The sequence below is a fragment of the Pseudomonas sp. Colony2 genome (assembly GCF_019382755.1).
Lineage (GTDB): Bacteria > Pseudomonadota > Gammaproteobacteria > Pseudomonadales > Pseudomonadaceae > Aquipseudomonas.
The window spans coordinates 7,202,358-7,226,716 of record NZ_CP080030.1; the positions used below are offsets into that span (position 1 = coordinate 7,202,358).

Annotated in this window: 24 protein-coding genes; 3 read left to right on the forward strand and 21 right to left on the reverse strand. The window is 57.9% G+C overall.

What is annotated here, in order from left to right; all coding sequences use genetic code 11:
- Nucleotides 1-25: 25 nt before the first annotated feature.
- The 16 genes from glmS to mnmG form a co-directional block, all read right to left on the reverse strand.
- The gene (gene glmS / locus JV201_RS29360) at nt 26-1,858 is read right to left on the reverse strand and encodes a glutamine--fructose-6-phosphate transaminase (isomerizing) (RefSeq protein WP_003213537.1); all 1,833 of its coding nucleotides are present in this window, start codon (nt 1,856-1,858) and stop codon (nt 26-28) included.
- Nucleotides 1,859-1,868: 10 nt separating this feature from the next.
- Entirely contained in the window at nt 1,869-2,636 is a 768-nt protein-coding gene (locus JV201_RS29365) for a DeoR/GlpR family DNA-binding transcription regulator (RefSeq protein ID WP_003213539.1), read from the reverse strand.
- A gap of 228 nt (nt 2,637-2,864) precedes the next feature.
- Nucleotides 2,865-4,232 carry a bifunctional UDP-N-acetylglucosamine diphosphorylase/glucosamine-1-phosphate N-acetyltransferase GlmU gene (gene glmU / locus JV201_RS29370; RefSeq protein WP_102370203.1) on the reverse strand — a complete coding sequence of 456 codons (1,368 nt, stop codon included), beginning with the start codon at nt 4,230-4,232 and terminating at the stop codon, nt 2,865-2,867.
- A gap of 115 nt (nt 4,233-4,347) precedes the next feature.
- Nucleotides 4,348-4,773, reverse strand: a complete 426-nt coding sequence (locus JV201_RS29375; RefSeq protein WP_008439541.1) for a F0F1 ATP synthase subunit epsilon — start codon at nt 4,771-4,773, stop codon at nt 4,348-4,350.
- A 44-nt stretch (nt 4,774-4,817) separates the two neighbouring features.
- Nucleotides 4,818-6,197 carry a F0F1 ATP synthase subunit beta gene (gene atpD / locus JV201_RS29380; protein ID WP_003213545.1) on the reverse strand — a complete coding sequence of 460 codons (1,380 nt, stop codon included), beginning with the start codon at nt 6,195-6,197 and terminating at the stop codon, nt 4,818-4,820.
- Between the two features lie 27 nt (nt 6,198-6,224).
- A complete protein-coding gene (atpG, locus tag JV201_RS29385; protein WP_003213547.1) occupies nt 6,225-7,085 on the reverse strand; it encodes a F0F1 ATP synthase subunit gamma in 861 nt (286 codons plus the stop codon).
- 50 nt (nt 7,086-7,135) lie between these two features.
- Complete coding sequence (gene atpA / locus JV201_RS29390) at nt 7,136-8,680, reverse strand: F0F1 ATP synthase subunit alpha (RefSeq protein WP_003213549.1); 1,545 nt, start codon at nt 8,678-8,680, stop codon at nt 7,136-7,138.
- Nucleotides 8,681-8,701: 21 nt separating this feature from the next.
- Entirely contained in the window at nt 8,702-9,238 is a 537-nt protein-coding gene (locus tag JV201_RS29395; RefSeq protein ID WP_003213551.1) for a F0F1 ATP synthase subunit delta, read from the reverse strand.
- Nucleotides 9,239-9,250: 12 nt separating this feature from the next.
- Entirely contained in the window at nt 9,251-9,721 is a 471-nt protein-coding gene (locus JV201_RS29400; protein WP_008439543.1) for a F0F1 ATP synthase subunit B, read from the reverse strand.
- 56 nt (nt 9,722-9,777) lie between these two features.
- Nucleotides 9,778-10,035, reverse strand: coding sequence for a F0F1 ATP synthase subunit C (gene atpE / locus JV201_RS29405; protein ID WP_002555987.1), 258 nt, complete (start codon nt 10,033-10,035; stop codon nt 9,778-9,780).
- Between the two features lie 133 nt (nt 10,036-10,168).
- Complete coding sequence (gene atpB / locus JV201_RS29410; protein ID WP_003213554.1) at nt 10,169-11,038, reverse strand: F0F1 ATP synthase subunit A; 870 nt, start codon at nt 11,036-11,038, stop codon at nt 10,169-10,171.
- A 16-nt stretch (nt 11,039-11,054) separates the two neighbouring features.
- A complete protein-coding gene (locus tag JV201_RS29415; RefSeq protein WP_003213556.1) occupies nt 11,055-11,462 on the reverse strand; it encodes a F0F1 ATP synthase subunit I in 408 nt (135 codons plus the stop codon).
- 148 nt (nt 11,463-11,610) lie between these two features.
- Nucleotides 11,611-12,483, reverse strand: coding sequence for a ParB/RepB/Spo0J family partition protein (locus tag JV201_RS29420; RefSeq protein ID WP_003213558.1), 873 nt, complete (start codon nt 12,481-12,483; stop codon nt 11,611-11,613).
- A 9-nt stretch (nt 12,484-12,492) separates the two neighbouring features.
- Complete coding sequence (locus tag JV201_RS29425) at nt 12,493-13,290, reverse strand: ParA family protein (RefSeq protein ID WP_219406336.1); 798 nt, start codon at nt 13,288-13,290, stop codon at nt 12,493-12,495.
- Nucleotides 13,291-13,308: 18 nt separating this feature from the next.
- Nucleotides 13,309-13,953, reverse strand: coding sequence for a 16S rRNA (guanine(527)-N(7))-methyltransferase RsmG (rsmG, locus tag JV201_RS29430; RefSeq protein ID WP_003213561.1), 645 nt, complete (start codon nt 13,951-13,953; stop codon nt 13,309-13,311).
- Complete coding sequence (mnmG, locus tag JV201_RS29435; protein WP_003213563.1) at nt 13,950-15,842, reverse strand: tRNA uridine-5-carboxymethylaminomethyl(34) synthesis enzyme MnmG; 1,893 nt, start codon at nt 15,840-15,842, stop codon at nt 13,950-13,952. Before mnmG ends, rsmG begins: the two co-directional genes overlap by 4 nt.
- Nucleotides 15,843-16,428: 586 nt before the next feature.
- Between mnmG and JV201_RS29440 the strand changes: the two genes are divergently transcribed.
- The 3 genes from JV201_RS29440 (at nt 16,429) to JV201_RS29450 (ending at nt 20,414) form a co-directional block, all read left to right on the forward strand.
- Nucleotides 16,429-16,935 carry a sigma-70 family RNA polymerase sigma factor gene (locus JV201_RS29440; RefSeq protein WP_008439546.1) on the forward strand — a complete coding sequence of 169 codons (507 nt, stop codon included), beginning with the start codon at nt 16,429-16,431 and terminating at the stop codon, nt 16,933-16,935.
- Nucleotides 16,935-17,879: a FecR domain-containing protein gene (locus tag JV201_RS29445; RefSeq protein WP_219406337.1), complete on the forward strand. Its 945-nt coding sequence runs from the start codon at nt 16,935-16,937 to the stop codon at nt 17,877-17,879. Before JV201_RS29440 ends, JV201_RS29445 begins: the two co-directional genes overlap by 1 nt.
- Nucleotides 17,880-17,972: 93 nt before the next feature.
- Nucleotides 17,973-20,414 carry a TonB-dependent siderophore receptor gene (locus JV201_RS29450; RefSeq protein ID WP_219406338.1) on the forward strand — a complete coding sequence of 814 codons (2,442 nt, stop codon included), beginning with the start codon at nt 17,973-17,975 and terminating at the stop codon, nt 20,412-20,414.
- A 22-nt stretch (nt 20,415-20,436) separates the two neighbouring features.
- On the opposite strand, the gene mnmE is transcribed toward JV201_RS29450, so the two are convergent.
- The 5 genes from mnmE to rpmH form a co-directional block, all read right to left on the reverse strand.
- Nucleotides 20,437-21,807 (reverse strand): tRNA uridine-5-carboxymethylaminomethyl(34) synthesis GTPase MnmE, encoded by a 1,371-nt coding sequence (mnmE, locus tag JV201_RS29455; RefSeq protein ID WP_008439550.1) that lies wholly within the window; start codon nt 21,805-21,807, stop codon nt 20,437-20,439.
- Nucleotides 21,808-21,887: 80 nt separating this feature from the next.
- Nucleotides 21,888-23,570: a membrane protein insertase YidC gene (gene yidC, locus JV201_RS29460; RefSeq protein ID WP_003213572.1), complete on the reverse strand. Its 1,683-nt coding sequence runs from the start codon at nt 23,568-23,570 to the stop codon at nt 21,888-21,890.
- Between the two features lie 2 nt (nt 23,571-23,572).
- Nucleotides 23,573-23,818: a membrane protein insertion efficiency factor YidD gene (gene yidD / locus JV201_RS29465; RefSeq protein WP_003213574.1), complete on the reverse strand. Its 246-nt coding sequence runs from the start codon at nt 23,816-23,818 to the stop codon at nt 23,573-23,575.
- Nucleotides 23,811-24,215 carry a ribonuclease P protein component gene (gene rnpA / locus JV201_RS29470; protein ID WP_010168490.1) on the reverse strand — a complete coding sequence of 135 codons (405 nt, stop codon included), beginning with the start codon at nt 24,213-24,215 and terminating at the stop codon, nt 23,811-23,813. Before rnpA ends, yidD begins: the two co-directional genes overlap by 8 nt.
- 16 nt (nt 24,216-24,231) lie before the next feature.
- Nucleotides 24,232-24,359, reverse strand: a 128-nt coding sequence (gene rpmH, locus JV201_RS29475) for a 50S ribosomal protein L34 (RefSeq protein WP_219407235.1), incomplete at its 5' end; no start/stop codon positions are given.

Consider the following 24,359-nt stretch of genomic DNA (forward strand, 5'->3'; position numbering starts at 1 on the left):
GGGGTTTTGGTGGTTCGGGTGCGGCTTATTCCACCGTCACCGACTTCGCCAGGTTACGCGGCTGGTCAACGTCGGTGCCCTTCAGCACAGCGACGTAATACGACAGCAGCTGCAGCGGGATGGTGTAGAGGATCGGCGACAGGGTGTCGTGGATGTGCGGCATGTTGATGACGTGGGTGCCTTCGCCATTGGTCATGCCGGCCTTCTCGTCCGCGAACACGATCAGTTGGCCGCCACGGGCGCGCACTTCCTGCAGGTTGGACTTGAGCTTCTCCAGCAGTTCGTTGTTCGGCGCGACGGTAACGACTGGCATGTCGTCATCCACCAGGGCCAGCGGACCGTGCTTGAGCTCACCGGCCGGGTAGGCTTCGGCGTGGATATAGGAGATTTCCTTGAGTTTGAGCGAACCTTCCATTGCCACCGGGTATTGCGCACCACGGCCGAGGAACAGGGTGTGGTGTTTGTCGGCGAACAGCTCAGCGACTTTCTCCACAGTGCTGTCCATGGCCAGGGCTTCACCCAGGCGGGCCGGCAGGCGGCGCAGTTCTTCGACCAGGTGCGCCTCGACGCCTTCGCCCAGCGTGCCGCGAACCTGGCCCAGGGACAGGGTCAGCAGCAACAGGCCGACCAACTGGGTGGTGAAGGCCTTGGTGGATGCCACGCCGATTTCACGACCGGCCTGGGTCAGCAGGGTCAGGTCGGACTCGCGCACCAGGGAGCTGATGCCGACGTTGCAGATCGCCAGGCTGCCGAGGAAGCCCAGTTCCTTGGCGTTGCGCAGGGCGGCCAGGGTGTCGGCGGTTTCACCGGACTGGGAGATGGTCACGAACAGAGTGTCGGGCTGCACCACCACCTTGCGGTAGCGGAATTCGCTGGCGACTTCGACCTGGCACGGGATGCCGGCCAGTTCTTCCAGCCAGTAACGGGCGACCATACCGGCGTGGTAGCTGGTGCCGCAGGCGACGATTTGCACGTTGCGCACTTTGGCGAACAGCTCGGCAGCTTGCGGGCCGAAGGCTTGCACCAATACCTGGTTCTGGCTCAGGCGACCTTCCAGGGTGCGTTGCACCACGGCCGGTTGCTCGTGGATTTCCTTGAGCATGAAGTGGCGGAACTCGCCCTTGTCGGCGGCTTCGGCGCCGTCACGATACTGCACGGCCTCACGTTCCACGGACTGGCCGTCAACGTCCCAGATCTGCACGCTTTCACGGCGGATTTCGGCGATGTCGCCTTCTTCCAGGTACATGAAGCGGTCAGTCACCTGGCGCAGGGCCAGTTGGTCGGAGGCGAGGAAGTTCTCGCCCAGGCCCAGGCCGATCACCAATGGGCTGCCACTGCGGGCGGCGACCAGGCGGTCAGGCTGGCTGGCGCTGATCACGGCCAGGCCATAGGCGCCATGCAGTTCCTTGACGGTGGCCTTGAGGGCGTTGGTCAGGTCGCCGATGTCCTTGAGCTTGTGGTTCAGCAGGTGGGCGATGACTTCGGTGTCGGTGTCCGAGGTGAAGACATAACCCTGGCCCTTGAGTTGTTCACGCAGCACTTCGTGGTTTTCGATGATGCCGTTGTGCACAACCGCCAGGTCACCGGAGAAGTGCGGGTGAGCATTGCGTTCGCACGGCGCGCCGTGGGTGGCCCAACGGGTGTGGGCGATACCCAGGCGGCCTACCAGCGGCTCACCGGCCAACGCTTGTTCGAGTTCGCTGACCTTGCCCGGGCGACGCATGCGCTCAAGCTTGCCGGCGTTGGTAAAGAGCGCCACACCGGCGCTGTCGTAGCCACGGTATTCCAGGCGTTTGAGGCCTTCGAGCAAAATGGCAGTGACGTTTCGTTCAGCGACTGCGCCAACAATTCCACACATGGTTTCTCTCCTAGATGACTGCCGCGCAAATCAGCGTGATGCCGCGGGCTTGAATCTGGTCGCGGGCCTCAAGTGGCAGGCGATCATCGGTAATAAGGGTATGGACGCTGCTCCAGGGCAGTTCCAGGTTGGGGATCTTGCGGCCAATCTTGTCGGACTCGACCATCACCACCACTTCGCGGGCGACTTCGGCCATGACGCGGCTCAGCCCCAGTAATTCGTTGAAGGTGGTGGTGCCGCGCTCCAGGTCGATGCCATCGGCACCAATAAAGAGCTGGTCGAAATCGTAGGAACGCAGTACCTGTTCGGCGACCTGGCCCTGGAACGAGTCCGAATGCGGGTCCCAGGTGCCGCCGGTCATCAACAATACCGGCTCGTGTTCCAGGTCGCTCAAGGCGCTGGCCACGTGCAGGGAGTTGGTCATCACCACCAGGCCGGGCTGGTGCCCCAGTTCGGGGATCATGGCGGCGGTGGTGCTGCCGCTGTCGATGATGATGCGCGCGTGTTCCCGCAAACGCCGGACGGCCGCACGGGCGATGGCGCGCTTGTAGGCCGAAATGGGCTGTGCCGGATCACCGACCAGTTCCTGAGGCATGGTGATGGCGCCACCGTAGCGACGCAGCAACAGGCCGTTACTTTCGAGGGCCGCCAGGTCCTTGCGGATGGTGACTTCCGAGGTTTCGAAACGCTTGGCCAATTCGTCCACGCTGACTTCACCTTGCTCGGTGAGCATGGCAAGGATGTTGTGGCGACGTTGGGGTGTATTTCGTTTCGACATGGTGATGATAAGTTTCGTTTCGAAAGATAACGAAGGCAATCAAAACCTATTCATTCAAAATGGTCAAGCATGCGACTGAGTTTTTTGAATCAACACAGATAAAAATGTGGGAGCGGGCTTGCTCGCGAAGGCGGTGTGTCAGTCGGCGCATGTATCAACCGAAAGACCGCCTTCGCGAGCAAGCCCGCTCCCACATAAGTACCGCAGTGTTTCAGGGTTGTGGATAACTCAGGTCTTCTTGATTTTGACCGGGCGTTTCCAGCCGTCGATGTTGCGCTGGCGGGCGCGGGCGACGGCCAACTGGGACTTATCCACATCCTGGTTGATGGTGGAACCTGCGGCGGTGTTTGAACCATCACCGATAGTGACGGGGGCGATCAGCGAGTTGTTGGAGCCGATAAACACGTCTTCGCCAATGGTCGTCTGGTACTTGTTGGCGCCGTCGTAATTGCAGGTGATGGCGCCTGCGCCGATATTGCTGCGGGCACCGATCACTGCATCGCCGAGGTAAGCCAGATGGCCGGCCTTGGCGTCGTCACCCATCCGGGCGTTTTTCAGTTCGACAAAGTTACCCACGTGGGCCCTGGCTCCCAACACGCTGCCCGGACGCAAACGCGCGAACGGGCCGGCATCGCTGCCCTCGCCCATCACCGCACCGTCGATATGGCTGTTGGCCTTGATCACCACACCCTTGCGCAGGGTGCTGTCCTTGATCACGCAGTTCGGCCCGATCACCACGTCGTCTTCAATGACCACGCGGCCTTCGAGGATCACGTTGATATCGATCAGCACGTCGCGGCCAACGGTGACGTCACCCCGCACATCGAAACGTGCCGGATCACGCAGCGTCACGCCCAGCGCCATCAGGCGGCGGCCTTCACGCAGTTGGTAGTGACGCTCCAGTTCCGCCAGTTGCTTGCGGTCGTTGGCGCCCTGCACTTCCATCGGGTCGTGGGGCTGTTCGGTGGCGACCACCAGGCCATCGCTGACGGCCATCTCGATGACGTCGGTCAGGTAGTACTCGCCCTGGGCGTTGTTGTTGGACAAGCGGCTCATCCAGTCAGCCAGGCGGTCAGCCGGCACAGCGAGGATGCCGGTGTTGCCTTCAGTGATGGCGCGCTGGGCTTCGCTGGCGTCTTTATGCTCGACGATGGCGGCGACCTTGCCGTCAGCGTTGCGCACGATGCGACCGTAGCCGGTCGGGTCGTCCAACTCGACAGTGAGCAAGCCCATCTGGCCTGGCACCACGTGCTTGAGCAGGCGCTGCAAGGTTTCCACTTCGATCAGCGGCACGTCACCGTAGAGGATCAGCACGGTGTCGGCCTTGATGAACGGCACGGCCTGCGCGGTGGCATGGCCGGTACCCAATTGCTTGTCCTGCAATACGAAATTCAGGTCATCCGCCGCCAGCCGCTCACGCACCACATCGGCACCGTGGCCGATCACCACATGAATACGCTGTGGATCCAGCTGCCGGGCGCTGTGGATAACATGGCCAAGCATGGAGTTGCCGGCAACCGGGTGCAGCACCTTGGGCAGGGCCGAACGCATGCGGGTGCCCTGGCCTGCGGCAAGAATTACGATTTCGAGAGACATGAATGGCTACCAATCCTGGGCGGTCAGACTTCAGACCAAAGAAGTGTTTTGCAAAAAAAGAAAAAGGGTAGCCGAGGCTACCCTTTTTAATCAATCACGCATGAGGCTTGACGGCTTAGCCGCCAAACTTCTTGCGGATCTGCTGGACGGTGCGCAGCTGAGCTGCGGCCTCGGCCAGACGTGCAGCAGCAGAACCGTAGTCGAAATCTGCGCCTTTTTCGTTCAGGGCCTTCTCGGCAGCCTTGACGGCTTCCTGAGCGGAGGCTTCATCCAGGTCGGCAGCACGTTGCACGGTGTCGGCAAGTACCTTGACCATGTTCGGCTGAACCTCGAGGAAACCACCGGAGATGTAAAACACCTCCCGTTCCCCGCCCAGCTTGGTCAGAGTGATCGGACCAGGCTTCAAGGATGTAATCAATGGCGCGTGGCCAAAGTTAATACCCAGGTCGCCCAGTTCGCCGTGTGCAATCACACTCTCGATCTGACCGGAGAAGATTTCCCCTTCCGCGCTGACGATATCGCAATGGAATGTCATAGCCATCTGCTTGCCTCAACCTGATTAGCGCCCGTTACCGGGCGCCGGAATTACAGTTTCTTGGCTTTCTCGATCGCTTCTTCGATGCCGCCGACCATGTAGAACGCTTGTTCTGGCAGGTGGTCGTAGTCACCGTTGAGGATGCCTTTGAAGCCAGCAATGGTGTCTTTCAGGGAAACGTATTTACCCGAGGCACCGGTGAAGACTTCAGCCACGAAGAACGGCTGCGACAAGAAGCGCTGGATCTTACGAGCGCGGGATACCAACTGCTTGTCGGTTTCCGACAGCTCGTCCATACCCAGGATCGCAATGATGTCCTTCAGTTCTTTGTAACGCTGCAGAACGTACTGGACGCCGCGAGCGGTGTCGTAGTGTTCCTGGCCGATGACGTTCGGGTCCAGCTGGCGCGAAGTCGAGTCCAGTGGATCGACCGCTGGGTAGATACCCAGGGAGGCGATGTCACGGGACAGTACGACGGTGGCGTCCAAGTGGGCGAACGTGGTCGCTGGCGACGGGTCAGTCAAGTCATCCGCAGGTACGTATACCGCTTGGATCGAGGTGATCGAACCGTTTTTGGTCGAAGTGATACGCTCTTGCAGAGTACCCATCTCTTCGGCCAGGGTCGGCTGGTAACCTACTGCGGAAGGCATACGGCCCAGCAGTGCGGATACTTCAGTACCGGCCAGGGTGTAACGATAGATGTTGTCGACGAACAGCAGAACGTCGTTACCTTCGTCACGGAACTTCTCGGCCATGGTCAGGCCGGTCAGTGCTACGCGCAGACGGTTGCCCGGCGGCTCGTTCATCTGACCGTAAACCAGTGCCACTTTGTCCAGAACGTTGGAATCCTTCATCTCGTGGTAGAAGTCGTTACCCTCACGAGTACGCTCACCCACACCGGCGAACACGGAATAACCGCTGTGCTCGATGGCGATGTTACGGATCAGTTCCATCATGTTTACGGTTTTGCCTACACCGGCACCACCGAACAGACCGACTTTACCGCCCTTGGCGAACGGGCAAACCAGGTCGATAACCTTGATGCCGGTTTCCAGCAGGTCGTTGCCGCCCGCTTGTTCCGCGAAGGAAGGCGCAGGACGGTGAATGCCCCAGCGCTCTTCGGTGTCGATTGGACCGGCTTCGTCGATCGGGTTACCGAGGACGTCCATGATCCGGCCCAGGGTCGCTTTACCGACCGGTACGGAGATGGCTGCGCCAGAGTCAGTGACTTCCAGACCGCGCTTCAAGCCTTCGGTGGAACCCATTGCAATGGTACGAACCACGCCGTCGCCCAGCTGCTGCTGAACTTCCAGGGTGGTGCCTGCATCGCTTTTGACTTTCAAAGCGTTGTAGATGCTCGGTACGCTGTCGCGTGGGAATTCCACGTCGATAACGGCGCCGATGATTTGAACGATACGTCCGCTACTCATAGCTGGATCCTCTGAATATTTGAACCGTTAAACCGCGGCAGCGCCGCCGACGATTTCCGAGATCTCTTGGGTGATCGCAGCCTGACGCGCCTTGTTGTAGATCAGCTGCAAATCGCTGATCAAATCACCGGCGTTGTCGGTAGCGTTCTTCATCGCGATCATCCGCGCAGCTTGTTCAGCCGCGTTGTTCTCGACCACCGCCTGGTACACCTGCGACTCCACGTAGCGCACCATCAAGCCGTCAAGCAGCTCTTTGGCGTCTGGTTCGTAGAGGTAGTCCCAGTGGTGCTTGAGTTCTTGTTCCGGGGCGGCCACCAATGGAATCAACTGCTCCACGGTAGGCTGTTGCGTCATGGTGTTGATGAACTTGTTGGATACCACGGAGAGGCGGTCAATCCGGCCTTCCAGGTATGCATCCAGCATCACCTTGACGCTGCCGATCAAATCATTGATCGACGGTTCTTCACCCAGGTGGCTGATAGCTGCAACGACGTTACCGCCGAAGTTGCGGAAAAAGGCCGCACCCTTGCTACCGACCACACACAGATCGATCTCGACGCCTTTTTCGCGGTTTACCGCCATGTCCTTGACCAGGGCCTTGAACAGGTTGGTATTCAAACCACCGCACAAACCACGGTCACTGCTCACCACGACATAACCGACGCGCTTTACTTCGCGATCGATCATGAACGGGTGGCGATATTCCGGGTTGGCGTTGGCCAGATGACCAATAACCTGGCGGATACGCTCCGCGTAGGGACGGCTAGCAGCCATGCGCATTTGTGCCTTGCGCATTTTGCTGACCGCCACTTTTTCCATGGCGCTGGTGATCTTTTGCGTGCTTTTGATGCTCGCAATCTTACTGCGAATCTCTTTTGCGCCTGCCATGTAACACCTATCAGGTTAGCAAGCGGGAGCCTCGCGGCCCCCGCTGCGGCTTACCAGGTTTGGGTGGCCTTGAACTTCTCGATACCGGCTTTGATGCCAGCGTCGATGTCGTCATTGAAGTCACCCTTCACGTTGATCTTCGCCATCAATTCGGCGTGATCGCGGTTGAAGTAAGCAATCAGCGCTTGTTCGAAGCTGCCGACCTTGGTGATTTCAACGTCGGTCAGGAACCCACGCTCAGCGGCATACAGCGACAGCGCCATGTCAGCGATCGACATTGGTGCGTATTGCTTCTGCTTCATCAGCTCGGTAACGCGCTGACCATGCTCAAGTTGCTTACGGGTCGCTTCGTCCAGGTCAGAAGCGAACTGAGCGAATGCCGCCAGTTCACGGTACTGAGCCAGAGCGGTACGGATACCACCGGAGAGCTTCTTGATGATCTTGGTCTGAGCGGCACCACCCACACGGGATACCGAAACACCGGCGTTCACTGCAGGACGGATCCCGGAGTTGAACATGGCCGATTCCAGGAAGATCTGACCGTCGGTGATGGAAATCACGTTGGTCGGAACGAACGCGGAAACGTCGCCAGCCTGGGTTTCGATGATCGGCAGTGCGGTCAGGGAACCGGTTTTGCCGGTCACTGCGCCGTTGGTGAACTTCTCTACGTATTCTTCCGAAACGCGGGATGCGCGCTCCAGCAGACGGGAGTGGAGATAGAACACGTCGCCTGGGTAAGCTTCACGGCCTGGTGGACGGCGCAGCAGCAGGGAAATCTGGCGGTAAGCCACTGCTTGCTTGGACAGATCGTCATAAACGATCAGCGCGTCTTCACCGCGGTCGCGGAAGTATTCGCCCATGGTGCAACCGGAGTACGGTGCCAGGAACTGAAGTGCAGCGGATTCGGAAGCACTGGCGGCCACGACGATGGTGTTAGCCAGGGCGCCGTTTTCTTCCAGCTTGCGAACCACGTTGGCGATGGTCGATTGTTTCTGACCGATGGCTACGTAGACGCAGAAAATCCCGCTGTCTTTCTGGTTGATGATCGCGTCGATCGCCAGAGCGGTTTTACCGATCTGACGGTCACCGATGATCAGCTCACGCTGGCCACGGCCGACAGGAATCATGGCATCGACAGCCTTGTAGCCAGTCTGTACAGGCTGGTCTACCGACTTACGCCAGATCACGCCTGGAGCAACTTTCTCGACCGCATCGGTCTCGGTGTTGTTCAGCGGACCTTTGCCGTCAACTGGGTTACCCAGTGCGTCGACAACGCGACCCAGCAGTTCCTTACCAACCGGAACTTCCAGGATGCGGCCTGTGCACTTGGCGCTCATGCCTTCGGCCAGAGTCTGGTAGGAGCCCAATACAACGGCACCTACAGAGTCTTGCTCCAGGTTGAGGGCCATACCGTAGACGCCGCCCGGAAACTCGATCATCTCGCCATACATTACGTCGGCCAGACCGTGAATCCGCACGATGCCGTCAGATACGCTGACGACAGTGCCTTCGTTACGGGCTTGGGAGGTCACATCGAGCTTGTCGATGCGGCCCTTGATAATTTCACTTATTTCGGAAGGATTGAGTTGCTGCATTGCTCTGCTGCCCCTTCAAACTCAAGATTTCAATGCTTCGGCAAGATTCGCGAGTTTGCCGCGAATCGAGCCATCGATAACCAGGTCGCCGGCGCGAATGATGACACCACCAATCAGGGTGGCATCCTCCGCAACTTGCAGGCGCACTTCCCGGTCGAGTCGTGCACTGAGAACCTTGGCGAGTTTGTCTTGCTGTTCTTGGTTCAATGCAAAAGCACTGGTCACTTCAACATCTACCGATTTCTCTTGTTCGGCCTTGTACAGGTCAAACAGAGCGGCGATCTCCGGCAGAAGCGGGAGACGGTCGTTTTCGGCAACGACGTGGATGAAGTTCTGCACTTTTACATCAAACTTGTCGCCGCACACGTCAATAAACGTGGCGGCCTTGTCTGCGCTCGTCAGTCGCGGGGCCTTGAGCACGCGCTGCATGGTGTCGTCTTGCGACACTGCTGCAGCCAGGCCGAGCATGGCTGACCAAGAGGCCAGCTGCTGGTGGGCCTGGGCGTGCTCGAAGGCTGCCTTAGCGTAAGGTCGGGCCAACGTGGTCAATTCTGCCATGATCGCCCTCGCTTAAATTTCAGCAGCCAGTTTGTTTACCAGCTCCGCGTGCGCGTTTTGATCGATTGTGGCACCCAGGATCTTCTCAGCACCGCCGACGGCCAGAGCACCCAGTTGGGCACGCAGCGCATCTTTGACACCGTTCAGTTCCTGCTCGATCTCGGCTTGAGCCTGAACCTTCACACGGTCAGCGTCGATACGGGCTTTTTCAACAGCCTCTTCAACGATCTGGTTACCGCGTTTCTTGGCTTGCTCAATGATTTCAGCTGCCTGAGCTTTCGCTTCGCGCAGTTGTTGACCCGCTTTATCTTGGGCCAACTCCAGGTCGCGAGCTGCTCGTGCGGCAGCGTCCAGTCCGTCTGCGATCTTCTTCTGACGTTCGTGCAAAGCCGCGATGACCGGAGGCCATACGAACTTCATGCAGAAAACTACAAAAATCAAGAACGCTAAGGACTGACCAATAATGGTTGCATTAATGTTCACGCCAATACCTCGCTCGTTCGTTGCACAACACACCAATCACTCGAAAAAACGAGTGATTAACCGGCGAGTTGACCAACGAAGGGGTTCGCGAAGGTGAAGAACAGAGCGATACCAACACCGATCATGGTCACGGCGTCGAGCAGGCCGGCGACGATGAACATTTTAACTTGCAGCATTGGAACCATTTCTGGCTGACGCGCTGCGCCTTCCAGGAACTTGCCGCCCAGCAGGCCGAAACCAATGGCAGTACCCAGGGCGCCCAGGCCGATCAACAGTGCAACAGCGATAGCGGTTAGACCAACTACAGTTTCCATCTTTCCTCCCGACTTTTACGTCGTATGGTTTAGGTTTTTTAGATTTTAAAGCGGTAAAACAAATCGTTTCATAGCCCTTCAGGGCTACCCTCCCGTTTGACCGGGAGGGACATCAGACTAGTCGAGACTGGTCTTAATGGTTCTCTTCGTGCGCCATCGACAGGTAGACGATGGTCAGCATCATGAAGATAAACGCCTGCAGGGTGATGATCAGGATGTGGAACACAGCCCACGCCCACTGCAGAACAATGCCCAGGCCGCTAAGCCAGAGCAGACCACTGCCGAACATCACAGCGATCAGAATGAACACCAGCTCGCCGGCATACATGTTGCCGAACAGTCGCAGGGCCAGGGAAATCGGCTTGGCGACCAGGGTCACGAACTCCAGCAGGAAGTTCACCGGGATCAGCAGCGCTTGAACGAAGATGTTCTTGCTGCCGAACGGGTGCAGGGTCAGTTCGCCGATGAAGCCGCCGATGCCCTTGATCTTGATGCTGTAGAAAATGATCAACGCGAACACCGACAGGGCCATGCCCAGGGTGGCGTTAGGGTCCGTGGTCGAAACCGCACGGAATGGAATGTGGTGATCGCCGGAGATCAGGATGGCCAGCTGAGGAATCCAGTCGACCGGGATCAGGTCGACGGCGTTCATCAGGAACACCCAGACGAAGATGGTCAGTGCCAACGGTGCAATCACCGCGCTACGACCATGGAAGCTGTCCCGCACGCTGCCATCGACGAATTCGACCAATACTTCAACGAAGTTCTGCAAAGCACCTGGCTGACCGGAAGTCGCCTTCTTTGCCGCCATGCGGAAAATCAGGACGAAGATCAGACCCAATGCGACAGACCAGCCCAGAGTATCCAGGTGGAATGCCCAGAAGCCCATTTCTTTGGCTTCTGCTGCGGAGTGGGCAAAGCCCCAGCCGCCGTTGGGAAGCTGACCGAAGGTCAGGTTCTGCAAGTGGTGCTGGATATAGCCCGAAGCGGTTGTTTCTGCCATGGTTGCCTCAAACGCCCTAAGGTTTCGAAAGTCTTGTTTTCATTAGCAGGGGAGCGAACCAGCTGACCAGTTGGGTCAACACGAAGACGCCGAATACAGCCAGCGGCGCCAATGGCTTCACACCTGCAAAGGTCAGTGCAAACAGCACTGCCGTCAAAATCAATTTCCCCGCCTCGCCGGCATAAAAAGACCGGACGATAGCCTGGGCTGCTCGGGCGCCGGAAAACCGAAAGGCCCTGTGAGCAAAATACATATTGGGCAGCAAGGCTATCAGGCCTCCGCAGAGTCCCGAGTATCCGGCTACGACTCCATACCAATACCAGAGCGCCAAAGAGGCGATCAGTAAAATGACAAATTGAGCCACTAAAACCGGGAAAACGGCCAAGCGATGGAACGGCAACGTGTTTGGCGTGCGGGTTTCCATCACTCTTGCTCCTCAATGGTCGGCTGCCGGAAATCAATAACTTGGCATAATTTGTGCCGACAAAATGCGCGCAGAGTATAGGGGCGGTTCTGCCCCTATTCAACTGCCGGGTAGTGATTTCCGACTGCGCGCTACAGAAGCAATTGTTTCAGCGGATGTGGGCAAGGACGCCCTGAAGCTCATCCAATGAGTTATATCCGATGACCAATTGCCCTTTGCCTTTCTTGCCATGACGAATTTGCACCGCAGAGCCTAGGCGTTCGGCCAGGCGCTGCTCCAGGCGTGCAATATCCGGATCAGGTTTGGCGGTTTCGACCGGTGCAGGTTTGCCACTGAGCCACTGGCGAACCAGGGCCTCGGTCTGACGAACGGTGAGGCCTCGTGCGACAACGTGTCGCGCCCCCTCAACCTGTTGATTTTCCGGCAAACCGAGCAAAGCACGGGCATGACCCATTTCCAGGTCGCCATGGGAAAGCATGGTTTTGATGACTTCTGGCAGCGCGATCAGGCGCAACAGGTTGGACACGGTAACCCGGGACTTGCCCACCGCATCCGCGACTTCCTGCTGAGTCAGTTTGAATTCCTGCTGCAAACGCTGCAGGGCGATCGCTTCCTCGATCGGATTGAGGTCTTCACGCTGGATGTTCTCGATCAACGCCATGGCGATGGCGGTTTCATCCGGCACATCGCGCACCATTGCCGGAATGGTTTCCTTGCCGGCCTGCTGGCTGGCGCGCCAGCGGCGCTCGCCGGCGATGATTTCAAAGCGGCCTGCACCAATCGGGCGCACCACGATCGGCTGCATCACGCCCTGGGCCTTGATCGAATTCGCCAATTCCTCCAGCGCCTGCGGGTCCATGTCCCGGCGCGGCTGGTATTTGCCGCGCTGGATCAGGTCCAGCGGCAGGTGCTGCAGCTCGCGCTCGTCGGCCTGCACTGCCTGTTCTTCAAGGGTCGTGACAGTCGGACCACTCAGCAGTGCATCCAGTCCACGTCCGAGACCTCGTTTCTTGACGGCCATGGGGATTCCTTAAGTTGGCTGGGCTGCAGCGGTGCGTGAATTGCGGCGTTGACGGCGAACCATCTCGCCGGCCAGCGCCAGATAGGCAATGGCGCCGCGGGAAGACTTGTCGTACGCCAGCGCGGGCATGCCATAGCTTGGCGCTTCGGCCAGGCGGATGTTGCGTGGAATCACGGTGTCGTAGAGCTGATCGCCGAAGTGTTCCTTGAGCTGTGCCGACACATCGTTCATCAGGCTCAGGCGCGGGTCATACATGGTCCGCAGCAGGCCTTCGATTTGCAGGTTCGGGTTGAGCAACTCGGCGATACGCTTGATGTTATCCACAAGGTCGCTCAAGCCTTCGAGCGCGAAATACTCGCACTGCATGGGGATAATCACCCCGTCGGCCGCAACCAGTGCGTTCAACGTCATCATCGACAGCGACGGCGGGCAGTCGATCAAAATGTAGTCGTAATTCTCGCGAATCGGCGCCAGAGCGCTGCGCAGACGGCTTTCTTTCATCTGCATTTCCAGCAGCACCACTTCCGCCGCGGTCAAATCGCGGTTGGCCGGCAGCAGTTGATAACCGCCGTGCTCGGAGAAGTGCATGGCCTGGGCCAGGTCGCACTCGCCAATCAGCAAGTCGTAGACCGAGTTTTCCAGGCCGTGTTTATCCACACCGCTACCCATGGTGGCGTTGCCCTGTGGATCGAGATCGATCAACAGCACCCGACGCTTGGTAGCGACCAGGGATGCTGCGAGGTTGATGCAGGTGGTGGTTTTGCCCACGCCACCTTTCTGGTTCGCTATCGCGAATACCTTAGCCATTCTTGCTTGTGTTCCCAATCATGCCGTGCGGCGCAGTATCAGCAGATGGCGTTGGCCTTGGCAACCGGGTACGGCCAAGGCGTGTTCGCTATCGAGGTGGAAGTCTGCCGGCAATGCTAACAGCTCGTCGCTTGGATGAACGCCCTTCATTGCCAGCCAACGGGTATCGCGGTCGCCGAGGTGGCGGGTCCAGTTGCTGAAGTTCTCCATGCTGCTGAACGCCCGGGAAACAATTCCGTTGAAAGGCTGTTCAGGCGTAAAGGCTTCGACGCGACTGTGGATAACTTGCAGGTTATCCAGCTTGAGTTCGAGTTTGACCTGGGTCAGGAAGCGGGTTTTCTTGCCGTTGCTGTCCAGGCAGGTCACTTGCGACTCCGGAAACAGGATCGCCAGCGGGATGCCGGGCATGCCGCCGCCGCTGCCAACGTCGAGCCAGCGGCCGTTTTCGATAAACGGCATCACACTGAGACTGTCGAGCAGATGGCGGGAGACCATTTCGTCCGGGTCACGCACCGCAGTGAGGTTGTAAGCCTTGTTCCATTTGATCAACAGGGCCAGATAACCCAGCAGCAACTCGTGCTGGGCTTCGGTCAGGTTGACGCCGAGCTGGCGAGCACCTGTGGATAACTCTTCGGCGTGTTGCGAGGTGACCAACGAACTCAAGCGCTTTGCTCCAACTGACGGCCCGCGCCGCGTTTTTTCAAATGAATCATCAACAGCGAGATGGCTGCCGGCGTGACGCCCGGGATACGGGACGCCTGGCCCAGGGTCTCAGGTCGAGTTATCCCCAGCTTGCCTTGGATCTCTTTCGACAGCCCGGAAATGTTTGTGTAATCGATATCCACAGGCAGCTTGGTGTCTTCGCTGGCCCGCAGACGAGCGATCTCATCCTGCTGACGGTCTATGTAACCGGCGTATTTGGTCTTGATTTCGACCTGCTCGGCAACCTGTGGATCTTCTGCGCCACCGCCGGTGACCGAGATCAGACCAGCGTAGTCGATTTCCGGACGGGACAGCAGGTTCAGCAAGTTGTATTCGTGAGTCAGCGGCGTGCCGAATTTTTCGGCAATCGCGTCGCCTTGCTCGGTGCCCGGGCGAACCCAAGTACTTTTCAGACGTTGCTCTTCCAACTCGATACTCTCGCGTTTTTTGCAGAAGGCCGCCCAACGCACGTCGTCGACCAGGCCCAATTCGCGACCTTTTTCGGTCAAGCGCAGGTCGGCGTTGTCTTCCCGCAGGATCAGGCGGTATTCGGCCCGGGACGTAAACATCCGGTACGGTTCCTGGGTTCCGAGGGTGATCAGGTCGTCGACCAACACACCGATGTACGCCTCATCGCGACGCGGGCACCAGCTGTCTTTGCCCTGTGCACGCAGTGCCGCGTTGGTTCCGGCCAGCAAACCCTGGGCGCCGGCTTCTTCGTAACCGGTGGTGCCGTTGATTTGCCCTGCAAAGAACAAACCACCGATGACCTTGGTTTCCAGGCTGTATTTCAGGTCACGCGGGTCGAAGTAGTCGTACTCGATGGCGTAGCCAGGACGCACGATGTGCGCATTTTCCATACCGCGAATCGACTGCACGATCTGGATTTGCACGTCGAACGGCAAGGAAGTTGAAATCCCGTTCGGGTACAGCTCGTGGGTAGTCAGACCTTCCGGTTCGATAAAAACCTGGTGGCTTTCCTTGTCGGCAAAGCGGTGGATCTTGTCTTCGATCGACGGGCAGTAGCGCGGGCCAATACCTTCGATCACCCCGGAATACATCGGCGAACGGTCGAGGTTCGCAGCAATGATTTCGTGGGTGCGGGCGTTGGTATGGGTAATCCAGCAACTGACCTGCTTTGGATGCTGTTCCTTGGAGCCCATGAACGACATCACCGGGATCGGTGTATCGCCGGCTTGCTCGGTCATCACCGAGAAATCCACAGACCGGCCATCAATTCGCGGCGGCGTGCCGGTTTTCAGGCGACCAACACGCAGTGGCAGTTCGCGAAGGCGCTGAGCCAAGGCGATTGACGGTGGATCACCGGCGCGGCCACCGGAATAGTTCTGCATACCGATGTGGATAAGTCCGCCGAGGAAGGTACCGGTGGTCAACACCACGGATTCTGCGAAGAAACGCAGGCCCATTTGCGTGACAACACCGCGTACCTGGTCTTGTTCGACGATCAGGTCATCGGCTGCCTGTTGAAATATCCACAGGTTCGGCTGGTTTTCCAGGGTTTCGCGGACAGCGGCCTTGTACAGGATGCGGTCGGCTTGAGCACGTGTGGCTCGTACGGCCGGACCTTTGCGACTGTTCAATACGCGAAATTGAATACCACCTTTGTCGGTAGCCATGGCCATCGCGCCGCCCAGGGCATCGATTTCCTTGACCAGATGGCTTTTGCCAATCCCGCCAATCGCGGGGTTGCAGCTCATGGCGCCGAGGGTTTCCACGTTATGCGTCAGCAACAGGGTTTTTGCCCCCATGCGTGCTGACGCCAGTGCTGCCTCGGTACCGGCATGACCGCCGCCGATGACGATCACTTCAAAACGGGAAGGGAAATCCACCACGCACCTCGTGCCTGCTTCTGTAGGTAATTAGGAATGAGCGTTCGAGATCAGGTTTTCGAACGAGTCGGCAAGTATAGGGACTCCGCCCTTCCTAAAGAACCCTTTGCACAAAATTTAACCAGCTGTGGATGAATCACGAACAATAGAAATTAAAAGAGAGAAATTTATTAAATCTTTGTTTTTATGTTTATTTCTACTGAGGCATGTTTCTGTGGATAGATCTCTACAGGCCTTTATTTACGATATGTACAGAGATTCTAAAGTCTGTGGTTAGGTGCCAATGAGGCCCTTGGATAAGTGCTTTAAGCCTGTGGATTAAACGGGTGGTTATCCACAGAGGGGTTTTTACTCAGGTTTCAAGCCTGGTTATCAACCGGGCACAGGGGCGGTTATTCACAGGGCTTAATCCACAGAAAATACGGATCCCGATAAGTTTCAGGCAGGCAGATGCCTCCGAAAATCCTCGGTCAGGCAGGAAACAGTTCATTTGCATTTGTGAAACGGGTTGATGGAACGCCTATTGTGAGAAAGCGTCACGGCAGTTAATAATAGTTATTATCATTAACCTGCCTCGTCACCTCTCATGGCCCTTCCCTCGCATACCGTTGCAGTCCAACACATCTATGAGCAGCACCATTCGTGGTTGCACAGCTGGCTCAAGGGAAAGTTGCATAACGCCTGCGATGCAGCTGACGTGGCACACGATACGTTCGTGCGGATCCTGGGGGGCCGCAATGCGACGCAGATCCTCGAGCCCAGGGACTATCTGGCCACAGTTGCCCGGGGACTGGTGATTGACCGCTATCGTCGCCGCGCCATTGAGCAGGCCTATCTGCAAACCCTGGCAGACCGGCCCGAAGCGATCGCAATCAGTGAAGAAGACAAGGCCATCATCATTGAAACCCTCGTTGCTGTGGATAAAGCCTTGTGTGGGCTGGGGGAGCGGGCCAGGCGAATTTTCATGCTGTCCCAGGTCGAAGGCCTGACTTATCAACAGATCGCCGATCAGTTGCGTGTCTCGCTGACCACCGTCAAGAAACATATGGTTCGGGCCCTGACTGAATGCGCCTTGATCATGGCGGGCATGTAATGGCTGCCCCGGATCGCAAGACGTTCGAAGCCGCCGCCAGTTGGTACGTGCAATTTCAATCGCAGCCACCGACACCCGAGCAACAAAGTGCCTGGCAGCAATGGCTCAACGGCGACCCCTCCCATCAGGCGGCCTGGAACCAGATGGAGCAGTTGCAACGTGGCCTCGGTGCGCTACCCAAGGACTTCACCCGTCGTGCGCTCTCGGCCAGTCAACAACGGCGGCAAGTGCTCAAGCTGATGCTGATGCTCGGTGCCGCCGGGTACTTGGGGTGGAACGTTCAACAACACACATCCCTGGGCAACCTCTGGGCTGACTATCGGACCAAGGTCGGCGAACGACGGCGAATCGGGTTGGCCGACGGCACTCAAATTGACCTCAATACGAACACGGCTATCGACGTACTTTTCGATGGGCAGCAGCGACTGGTCCGTTTGCGTGAGGGGGAAGTACTTATCCACACCGGAAAGTCGGGCCGGCAAACACCGTTTTATGTCGAAACCCATGAGGGTCGTGTTCAAGCCTTGGGTACGCGGTTCACTGTTCGCCAACTGCAAGGGTCGACGCGGGTTGGTGTGCTGGAAGACCGGGTCAGCGTGCAACCCGTCGACCAGCCGGCCCATAGCCGAGTGCTCGGACCTGGTGAGAGTGTCGACTTCGGCACGCAAGACGTAGGCCCCAGCCATATCTATCGCGGGAACCAAGCCGCATGGGTCGACGGCCAACTGATCGTTCTGGATGCGCGACTGGGGGATGTCATCGACGAACTGGCGCGCTATCGGCCGGGCGTTATGCAGTGCGATGCCGCATCAGCGCGGCTGCGGGTGTCCGGCACTTTCCGTCTGGATTCCACCGACGCCGTATTGGCCAACCTGCAGGTCACGCTGCCGATCCACGTGAAGTATTTCACGCGCTATTGGGTCTCCGTCACGCTTACCGCTTGATACTGAAAAAATACTCTCAACGGGGGTTATCTTTTTTTTACCTGGCGCGGCCCTACAGGTAATCACGATGCTACCTTCAGGGCTTACTCACACATGCGCCTTCCTACAAAACTTCGCCAGCGTCTCTCCCATCACGGCATCACGTATGGCTTGCTGCTGGCCACGGCAGCGACTGCCAGCACCTTGCTATGCACTCGGGCCATTGCTGCCAGCCCAGTGCAACATTACGTGATCGCCTCCGGGCCACTCGACAATGCCTTGAGCCAATTCGCGTCGAAGGCCAATGTGATTCTGTCATTCTCGCCGCAGCAGACGGCGCGCCTGCAAAGTCCTGGGCTGGAGGGTGACTACTCGGTGGAGCAAGGGTTTGCGTTATTGCTGCAAAACTCGGGATTGCAGGCGGCGGTTCAAGGCCCCGGCAGCTACGCGCTGCAGCCGGCTGCGAGCGGGGAACAGCTCATGCTGGCCCCCACTACTGTCAGCACGTATCAACAGACTGGGTTCAATCAGGAAATTGCCGGGGACGTAGGTTACAAAGCGCAAAACAGCCGAATCGGTACCAAGACCAGCACACCATTGTCGGAAACCCCGCGCTCGGTGTCGGTGGTGACCGGCCAGCGCATCAAGGATCAAAAATCCCAGACGCTCACAGAAGTGCTGGGCTATGTGCCGGGAATCTTTGCCCCTCCCTTCGCTGCGGGCGACGGGCTGGCCGGTGACTTGTTCTTCATTCGCGGTTTCAACGCTACGGATTATGGCTACGGCCTGCTGCGCGATGGCTTGCGAGTCCAAGGCAACCGGTATGACACCACCAGCGAACCTTATGGCCTGGAACGGGTGGAGATATTCCGTGGCCCTTCTTCCCTGCTCTACGGCGAAAACGCACCCGGTGGCCTGGTCAACCTGGTGAGTAAACACCCGACAGCTACACCACAAGGCGAAGTTCAGCTGACCTACGGTTCTAATAACCGGCGCCAGGTGGGTGTGGATATCTCCGGTCCCTTGGACGACAGCGGCAATATCCTTGGACGGGTGGTGATGCTCGGCAGGAAGTCCGACACCCAGACCGATCACGTTCCCGATGACCGCCTGTATATCGCACCGTCCCTGACCCTCAATTTCGACGACTACAACACCCTGACGCTGCTGGCCAACTACCAGAAAGACCACACCAATCTTGAACTTGGCCTACCTGCAGCAGGCACGTTACTGACCAACTCCAACGGAAAGCTCTCAAAGCACACCATGCTCGGTGACCCGGATTGGAACACCTTCGAACGGGAAACCTGGAGCACCGGCTACGAGTTCAGCCACAGCTTCAACGACGACTGGCAGTTTCGGCAGAACTCGCGCTACATGCAGTCGCGAATCACCCGCCATGAAACCTGGCCAGGCAACCTGAATAATGCGGGGTTCGGCACACAGCTGAACATGAATGCCTACGACCGCTACAACAAATCGATGGTCTACTCGCTGGATAACCAGTTGGAAGGCAAATTCCAGGTAGGCGGGCTGGAAAATACCGTGCTGTTCGGTGCCAGCTATGACCGTACCTCGTTCAGCCAGGATTGGAATGCCGGATTTGCAGGCACGATCAATGTGTATAACCCGGTGTACCTGAGGGACCCATTGACGCCTCTCGCGGTGCAAAACACGTTGCTCGAACAGCAGATGAAAGGTGTTTATGCACAGCTTCAGAGCAAGTATGACCACTGGTTATTCTTGCTCGGCGGGCGGCAGGACTGGGTCGACAGTGATTTTCGCGACAAGGTGGCCAAGGCCGGCAACATCAGCTCTGAAGACCGCAAGTTCACCTATCAGGGCGGGATCATGTACCAGTTCGACAATGGCCTGACGCCATATGTCAGCTACTCGACCGCGTTCGTTCCGGTACAGCAGATCTCCAATGCCGGCACACCGCTGGACCCGATCACCAGCAGTCAATACGAAGTAGGCCTCAAGTACGAGCCGATCGGCTGGGACACGGCGATGACGTTGTCGGTCTATGACTTGCGCAAGCAGGACGACACGTACCTCGACGCCACGACCAATACCTACCGCCAGGTCGGCGAAAGCCGGGCCAAGGGTGTGGAAGTGGAGGTCAACAGCAACCTCACACCTAATTTGAACGTGACTGCGGCCTACACCTACACCGATGCTCGGGTTACCAAGGATTCGGCAACGTCGCTCGTGGAAGGTCACCAGATGACCGGTGTTCCGCGTAATCAGGCTTCGGTCTGGGGCAAATACCGCTTTCTTGATGGCCAGCTCAAGGGCTTGTCCGTCGGCGGCGGCGTGCGCTACTTCGACAGCACTTTCGCTTACACCGCGCCTTCTCTATACGGGAAGCTGGATGCTGGAAGCGTGACGTTGGTGGATGCAGCCATTGGTTACCAGATTGACCAGCACTGGTCGGTAGACGTGAATGCGAAGAACCTGTTCGACAAGGAGTATGTGTCCGGCTGCAACGATGCGGGCCGCTGCTACTGGGGTGAAAGCCGGACGCTACTCGGAACTGTTTCCTACAACTGGTAACCAGCCAGCTGTGGATAACCGCCTATTTCCCGATACAGAAGCTTGAAAAGATCCGCCCCAACAAATCATCGGAGCTGAATGCGCCGGTGATCTCACCCAACAGCTGCTGCGCCTGGCGTAAATCCTCAGCCAGCAGCTCACCGGCTCCTGCCAGCGTCAGTTGCGCACGGCCATGCTCGAGGGCGGCGCTGGCATGCCGCAGTGCCTCCAGGTGCCTGCGACGAGCGCTGAAGCTGCTTTCCGAAGTCTGCTCGTAGCCCATGCACGCTTTCAGATGATCGCGCAGCAGTTCCAGCCCTTCTCCTGCAGCCTTGGCACTCAAGCTGATTGTCACGTGGCCATCTTCACTGACTTCCAGGGCAATTGCCTCGCCCGTCAGGTCAGCCTTGTTGCGAATCAGCGTGACCTTGGCCGGGTCCGGCCGTTGTTCGAGGAATTCCGGCCACAGTGCGAACGGGTCTGCAGCCTCTGGCGCGGTGGCATCCACCACCAGCAACACGCGGTCAGCTTCCGTGATGGCCTTCAACGCGCGTTCCACCCCGATCTTTTCCACCTGGTCATCGGTGTCACGCAGTCCAGCGGTGTCCACCACATGCAGGGGCATGCCATCGATGTGGATATGTTCGCGCAGGATATCCCGCGTGGTGCCGGCGATCTCGGTGACGATCGCGGCCTCTCGCCCGGCCAGGGCATTGAGCAGGCTCGACTTGCCGGCATTGGGACGGCCGGCAATCACCACGGTCATACCGTCACGCAGCAAGGCACCTTGCCCGGCTTCGCGCAGCACTGTGGATAACTCGTCACGAACCTTATCCAGCATAGCCAGGACATGGCCATCGGCAAGGAAATCGATTTCTTCCTCCGGGAAATCAATCGCGGCCTCCACGTAGATGCGCAAGCTGATCAATTGCTCGGTGAGGTTATGCACACGCAGGGAAAACGCGCCCTGCAACGAGCGCAACGCATTGCGCGCAGCTTGTGCAGAGCTGGCTTCGATCAGGTCGGCAATCGCCTCGGCCTGGGCCAGGTCGAGTTTGTCGTTGAGGAACGCGCGTTCGCTGAATTCACCCGGACGTGCCAGGCGGCAACCCAACTGCAGGCAACGCTGCAGCAGCATGTCCAGAACGATCGGGCCGCCGTGGCCTTGCAGCTCCAGGACGTCTTCGCCGGTAAAGGAGTTCGGCCCCGGGAAATAAAGGGCGATACCTTCATCCAGCACTTCTTCATCAGCGCCTAAAAACGGCCCGTAATGCGCATACCTCGGCTTCAGTTCCCGCCCGCTGATGGCCTGGGCCGCCACGCCGGCGAGCGGCCCGGAAATACGAACGATACCGACACCACCACGACCTTGAGCGGTGGCGACAGCGGCGATGGTTTCACGAGGAGCGCTCATGGCGGGTACCCGGATAAAAGTGACAGAAAGCAAAACGCCCCACTAGGGGGCGTCTTGAGTGGTGTTATCCACAGAGTAAATTACGCCTCGGCTTTTTTGGTAGCCGCTTCGATTTTACGTGTGATGTACCACTGTTGGGAGATCGACAGGCAGTTGTTGACCACCCAGTACAGCACCAGACCAGCCGGGAACCACAGGAAGAAGAAGGTGAAGATGATTGGCATCATTTTCATTACCTTGGCCTGCATCGGGTCCGGCGGAGTCGGGTTCAGGCGCTGCTGGATGAACATGGTCGCGCCCATGATGATCGGCAGGATAAAGAACGGGTCTTTGATCGACAGGTCAGTTATCCACAGCATGAACGGAGCCTGGCGCATTTCCACGCTTTCCAGGAGCACCCAGTACAGCGACAGGAACACCGGCATCTGCACCAGAATCGGCAAGCATCCACCCAGCGGGTTGATCTTCTCTTTCTTGTACAGCTCCATCATGGCCTGGGACATTTTCTGCCGGTCATCGCCATGTTGTTCTTTCAGCGCAGCCAGTTTCGGGGCCACGGCACGCATACGCGCCATCGACTTGTAGCTGGCGGCCGACAGTGGGAAGAAGATCCCCTTGATCAGCATGGTCAGCAGGATAATCGAGAAGCCCCAGTTACCCACAATGCTGTGGATATGTTGCAGCAGCCAGAAAATCGGCTGGGCAATGAACCACAGAATGCCGTAATCCACAGTCAGTTCCAGACCTGGGGATAACTCTTTGAGGACTGCCTGGCTCTTCGGACCGGCGTACAACGTGGCGCTGGCTTCAGCCTTGGCACCCGGCGCGACGGTCAACGTCGGGCCAGTAAAGCCAATGATGTAGTTGCCTTGGCTGTCTTTGCGGGTTTGAACCAGGTTGGCATCACCTTTGTTCGGGATCCATGCGGTCACGAAGTAGTGTTGCAACCAGGCAACCCAGCCACCTTGAACGGTTTCTTTCAGCGCGCCCTTGTCGATATCTTTCATCGACACTTTTTTGTACGGCTCGCTACTTGTCCACAGGGCTGCGCCCAGGTAAGTCGCGGTGCCGGTGGCGGTGCTGGAAGAAGGATCGGCGCTGTTGTCACGCTTGAGCTGGGCAAACAGGTTGCCCGTCCACGGCTTCGCGCTTTCGTTGTCGATCAGGTAAGTGACTTTCAGATCGTACAAACCGCGGGTGAAGCTGAAACGCTTGATGTAGTTGACGCCGTCGTGACTGAATTTCAGGTCGACGTTCAACTGGTTCTGGCCATCGGCCAGTTGATAAGTCTTCTGTTCGGTCGAATAAACCGGACGACCGGTAGCACGAGCATCCGGACCGTCAGTACCGGTCAGGCCACTTTGCGCCAGATATACACGTTCGCCACCGTTATCGAACAGTTGGAACGGAACGTCCGGATGGTCTTGGCGACGTGGATACAGCGGCAGCTTCAGCTGGGCGATATCACCACCCTGTGGGTCGATTGCCAGGTCCAGTACATCCGTTTTTACATGGATGAGGTCTTTATTGGTGACGACCGGGGTTTCTACCGGGGTACTGGTATCGGCATTCGCGCTGGGTACATCGGCACTGGCGGCAGCATTGTTACCCAGTGGCGTATCCGGAATAGCCGGCGCCGACTGATTGGTAGCAACATTCTGAGTCGGCAGGGCAGCTTGGCCATAATCCTGGTTCCACTTAAGAACCATAGAGTAGGACACGATTGCCAGGGCGACGATCAGGATCGTGCGTTTAATATCCATGATTACTCGGCCATCGAAGAAGAACGGGAGGTAGGGATAGGCGGAACCGGGTCATAACCACCGGGATTCCACGGATGACAGCGACCTAAACGACGAAAGGTCAGCCAGCCACCGCGCAGAAGGCCATGATTTTCTATGGCTTCCAACGCGTAGCAGGAACAACTGGGGTAGAAACGACAGTGGTTTGCCATCAGGGGACTAATGGCATAGCGGTAAAACTGGATCGGAACGAGGGCCAGTTTACGCATCAGTACTGTCTACCCCTACAGTTTCGGTGCTGACAGCTGGTGCTGGCTTGTTGGTACGAGCCAAACGTTTCCAGAGCTTGCCGAAATGCTGAATCAATTCGGGGTTTTCTACGTCCCCCAAGCCTTTGCGCGCGACGATAACAATATCCCAACCAACCAGAGTCTCCTGGTGGAGGCGAAACGATTCGCGCATCAGACGCTTGAGGCGATTGCGCTCAACGGAGAGCTTTACGCTCTTCTTGCCGATCACCAACCCGAGACGGGGGTGATCCAGATCGTTGTTACGCGCAAGGAGCAGGAGATTTTTCCCCGGAACCTTGCCGGTGGGGGAGTCAAAGACTGCCTTGAAATGCCGGGGGGTTAGCAGACGCTTTTCCCGACTGAAGTCCTGACTCACCACCAGTACCGGATTATCAAACTGCCAGACGCGCACGACCTTTGGCGCGGCGACGCGACAGGACAGCACGGCCGTTCTTGGTGGCCATGCGAGCACGGAAGCCGTGAGTACGGGCGCGTTTGATGGTGCTTGGTTGGAAAGTAC

Bases quoted from the DNA above. Each gene is read 5' to 3' on its own strand.
- glmS (WP_003213537.1), bottom strand. From the start codon at position 1,858: ATGTGTGGAATTGTTGGCGCAGTCGCTGAACGAAACGTCACTGCCATT.
- JV201_RS29365 (WP_003213539.1), bottom strand. From the start codon at position 2,636: ATGTCGAAACGAAATACACCCCAACGTCGCCACAACATCCTTGCCATG.
- glmU (WP_102370203.1), bottom strand. From the start codon at position 4,232: ATGTCTCTCGAAATCGTAATTCTTGCCGCAGGCCAGGGCACCCGCATG.
- JV201_RS29375 (WP_008439541.1), bottom strand. From the start codon at position 4,773: ATGGCTATGACATTCCATTGCGATATCGTCAGCGCGGAAGGGGAAATC.
- atpD (WP_003213545.1), bottom strand. From the start codon at position 6,197: ATGAGTAGCGGACGTATCGTTCAAATCATCGGCGCCGTTATCGACGTG.
- atpG (WP_003213547.1), bottom strand. From the start codon at position 7,085: ATGGCAGGCGCAAAAGAGATTCGCAGTAAGATTGCGAGCATCAAAAGC.
- atpA (WP_003213549.1), bottom strand. From the start codon at position 8,680: ATGCAGCAACTCAATCCTTCCGAAATAAGTGAAATTATCAAGGGCCGC.
- JV201_RS29395 (WP_003213551.1), bottom strand. From the start codon at position 9,238: ATGGCAGAATTGACCACGTTGGCCCGACCTTACGCTAAGGCAGCCTTC.
- atpE (WP_002555987.1), bottom strand. From the start codon at position 10,035: ATGGAAACTGTAGTTGGTCTAACCGCTATCGCTGTTGCACTGTTGATC.
- atpB (WP_003213554.1), bottom strand. From the start codon at position 11,038: ATGGCAGAAACAACCGCTTCGGGCTATATCCAGCACCACTTGCAGAAC.
- JV201_RS29415 (WP_003213556.1), bottom strand. From the start codon at position 11,462: ATGGAAACCCGCACGCCAAACACGTTGCCGTTCCATCGCTTGGCCGTT.
- JV201_RS29420 (WP_003213558.1), bottom strand. From the start codon at position 12,483: ATGGCCGTCAAGAAACGAGGTCTCGGACGTGGACTGGATGCACTGCTG.
- JV201_RS29425 (WP_219406336.1), bottom strand. From the start codon at position 13,290: ATGGCTAAGGTATTCGCGATAGCGAACCAGAAAGGTGGCGTGGGCAAA.
- JV201_RS29440 (WP_008439546.1), top strand. From the start codon at position 16,429: ATGGCCCTTCCCTCGCATACCGTTGCAGTCCAACACATCTATGAGCAG.
- JV201_RS29445 (WP_219406337.1), top strand. From the start codon at position 16,935: ATGGCTGCCCCGGATCGCAAGACGTTCGAAGCCGCCGCCAGTTGGTAC.
- JV201_RS29450 (WP_219406338.1), top strand. From the start codon at position 17,973: ATGCGCCTTCCTACAAAACTTCGCCAGCGTCTCTCCCATCACGGCATC.
- mnmE (WP_008439550.1), bottom strand. From the start codon at position 21,807: ATGAGCGCTCCTCGTGAAACCATCGCCGCTGTCGCCACCGCTCAAGGT.
- yidC (WP_003213572.1), bottom strand. From the start codon at position 23,570: ATGGATATTAAACGCACGATCCTGATCGTCGCCCTGGCAATCGTGTCC.
- yidD (WP_003213574.1), bottom strand. From the start codon at position 23,818: ATGCGTAAACTGGCCCTCGTTCCGATCCAGTTTTACCGCTATGCCATT.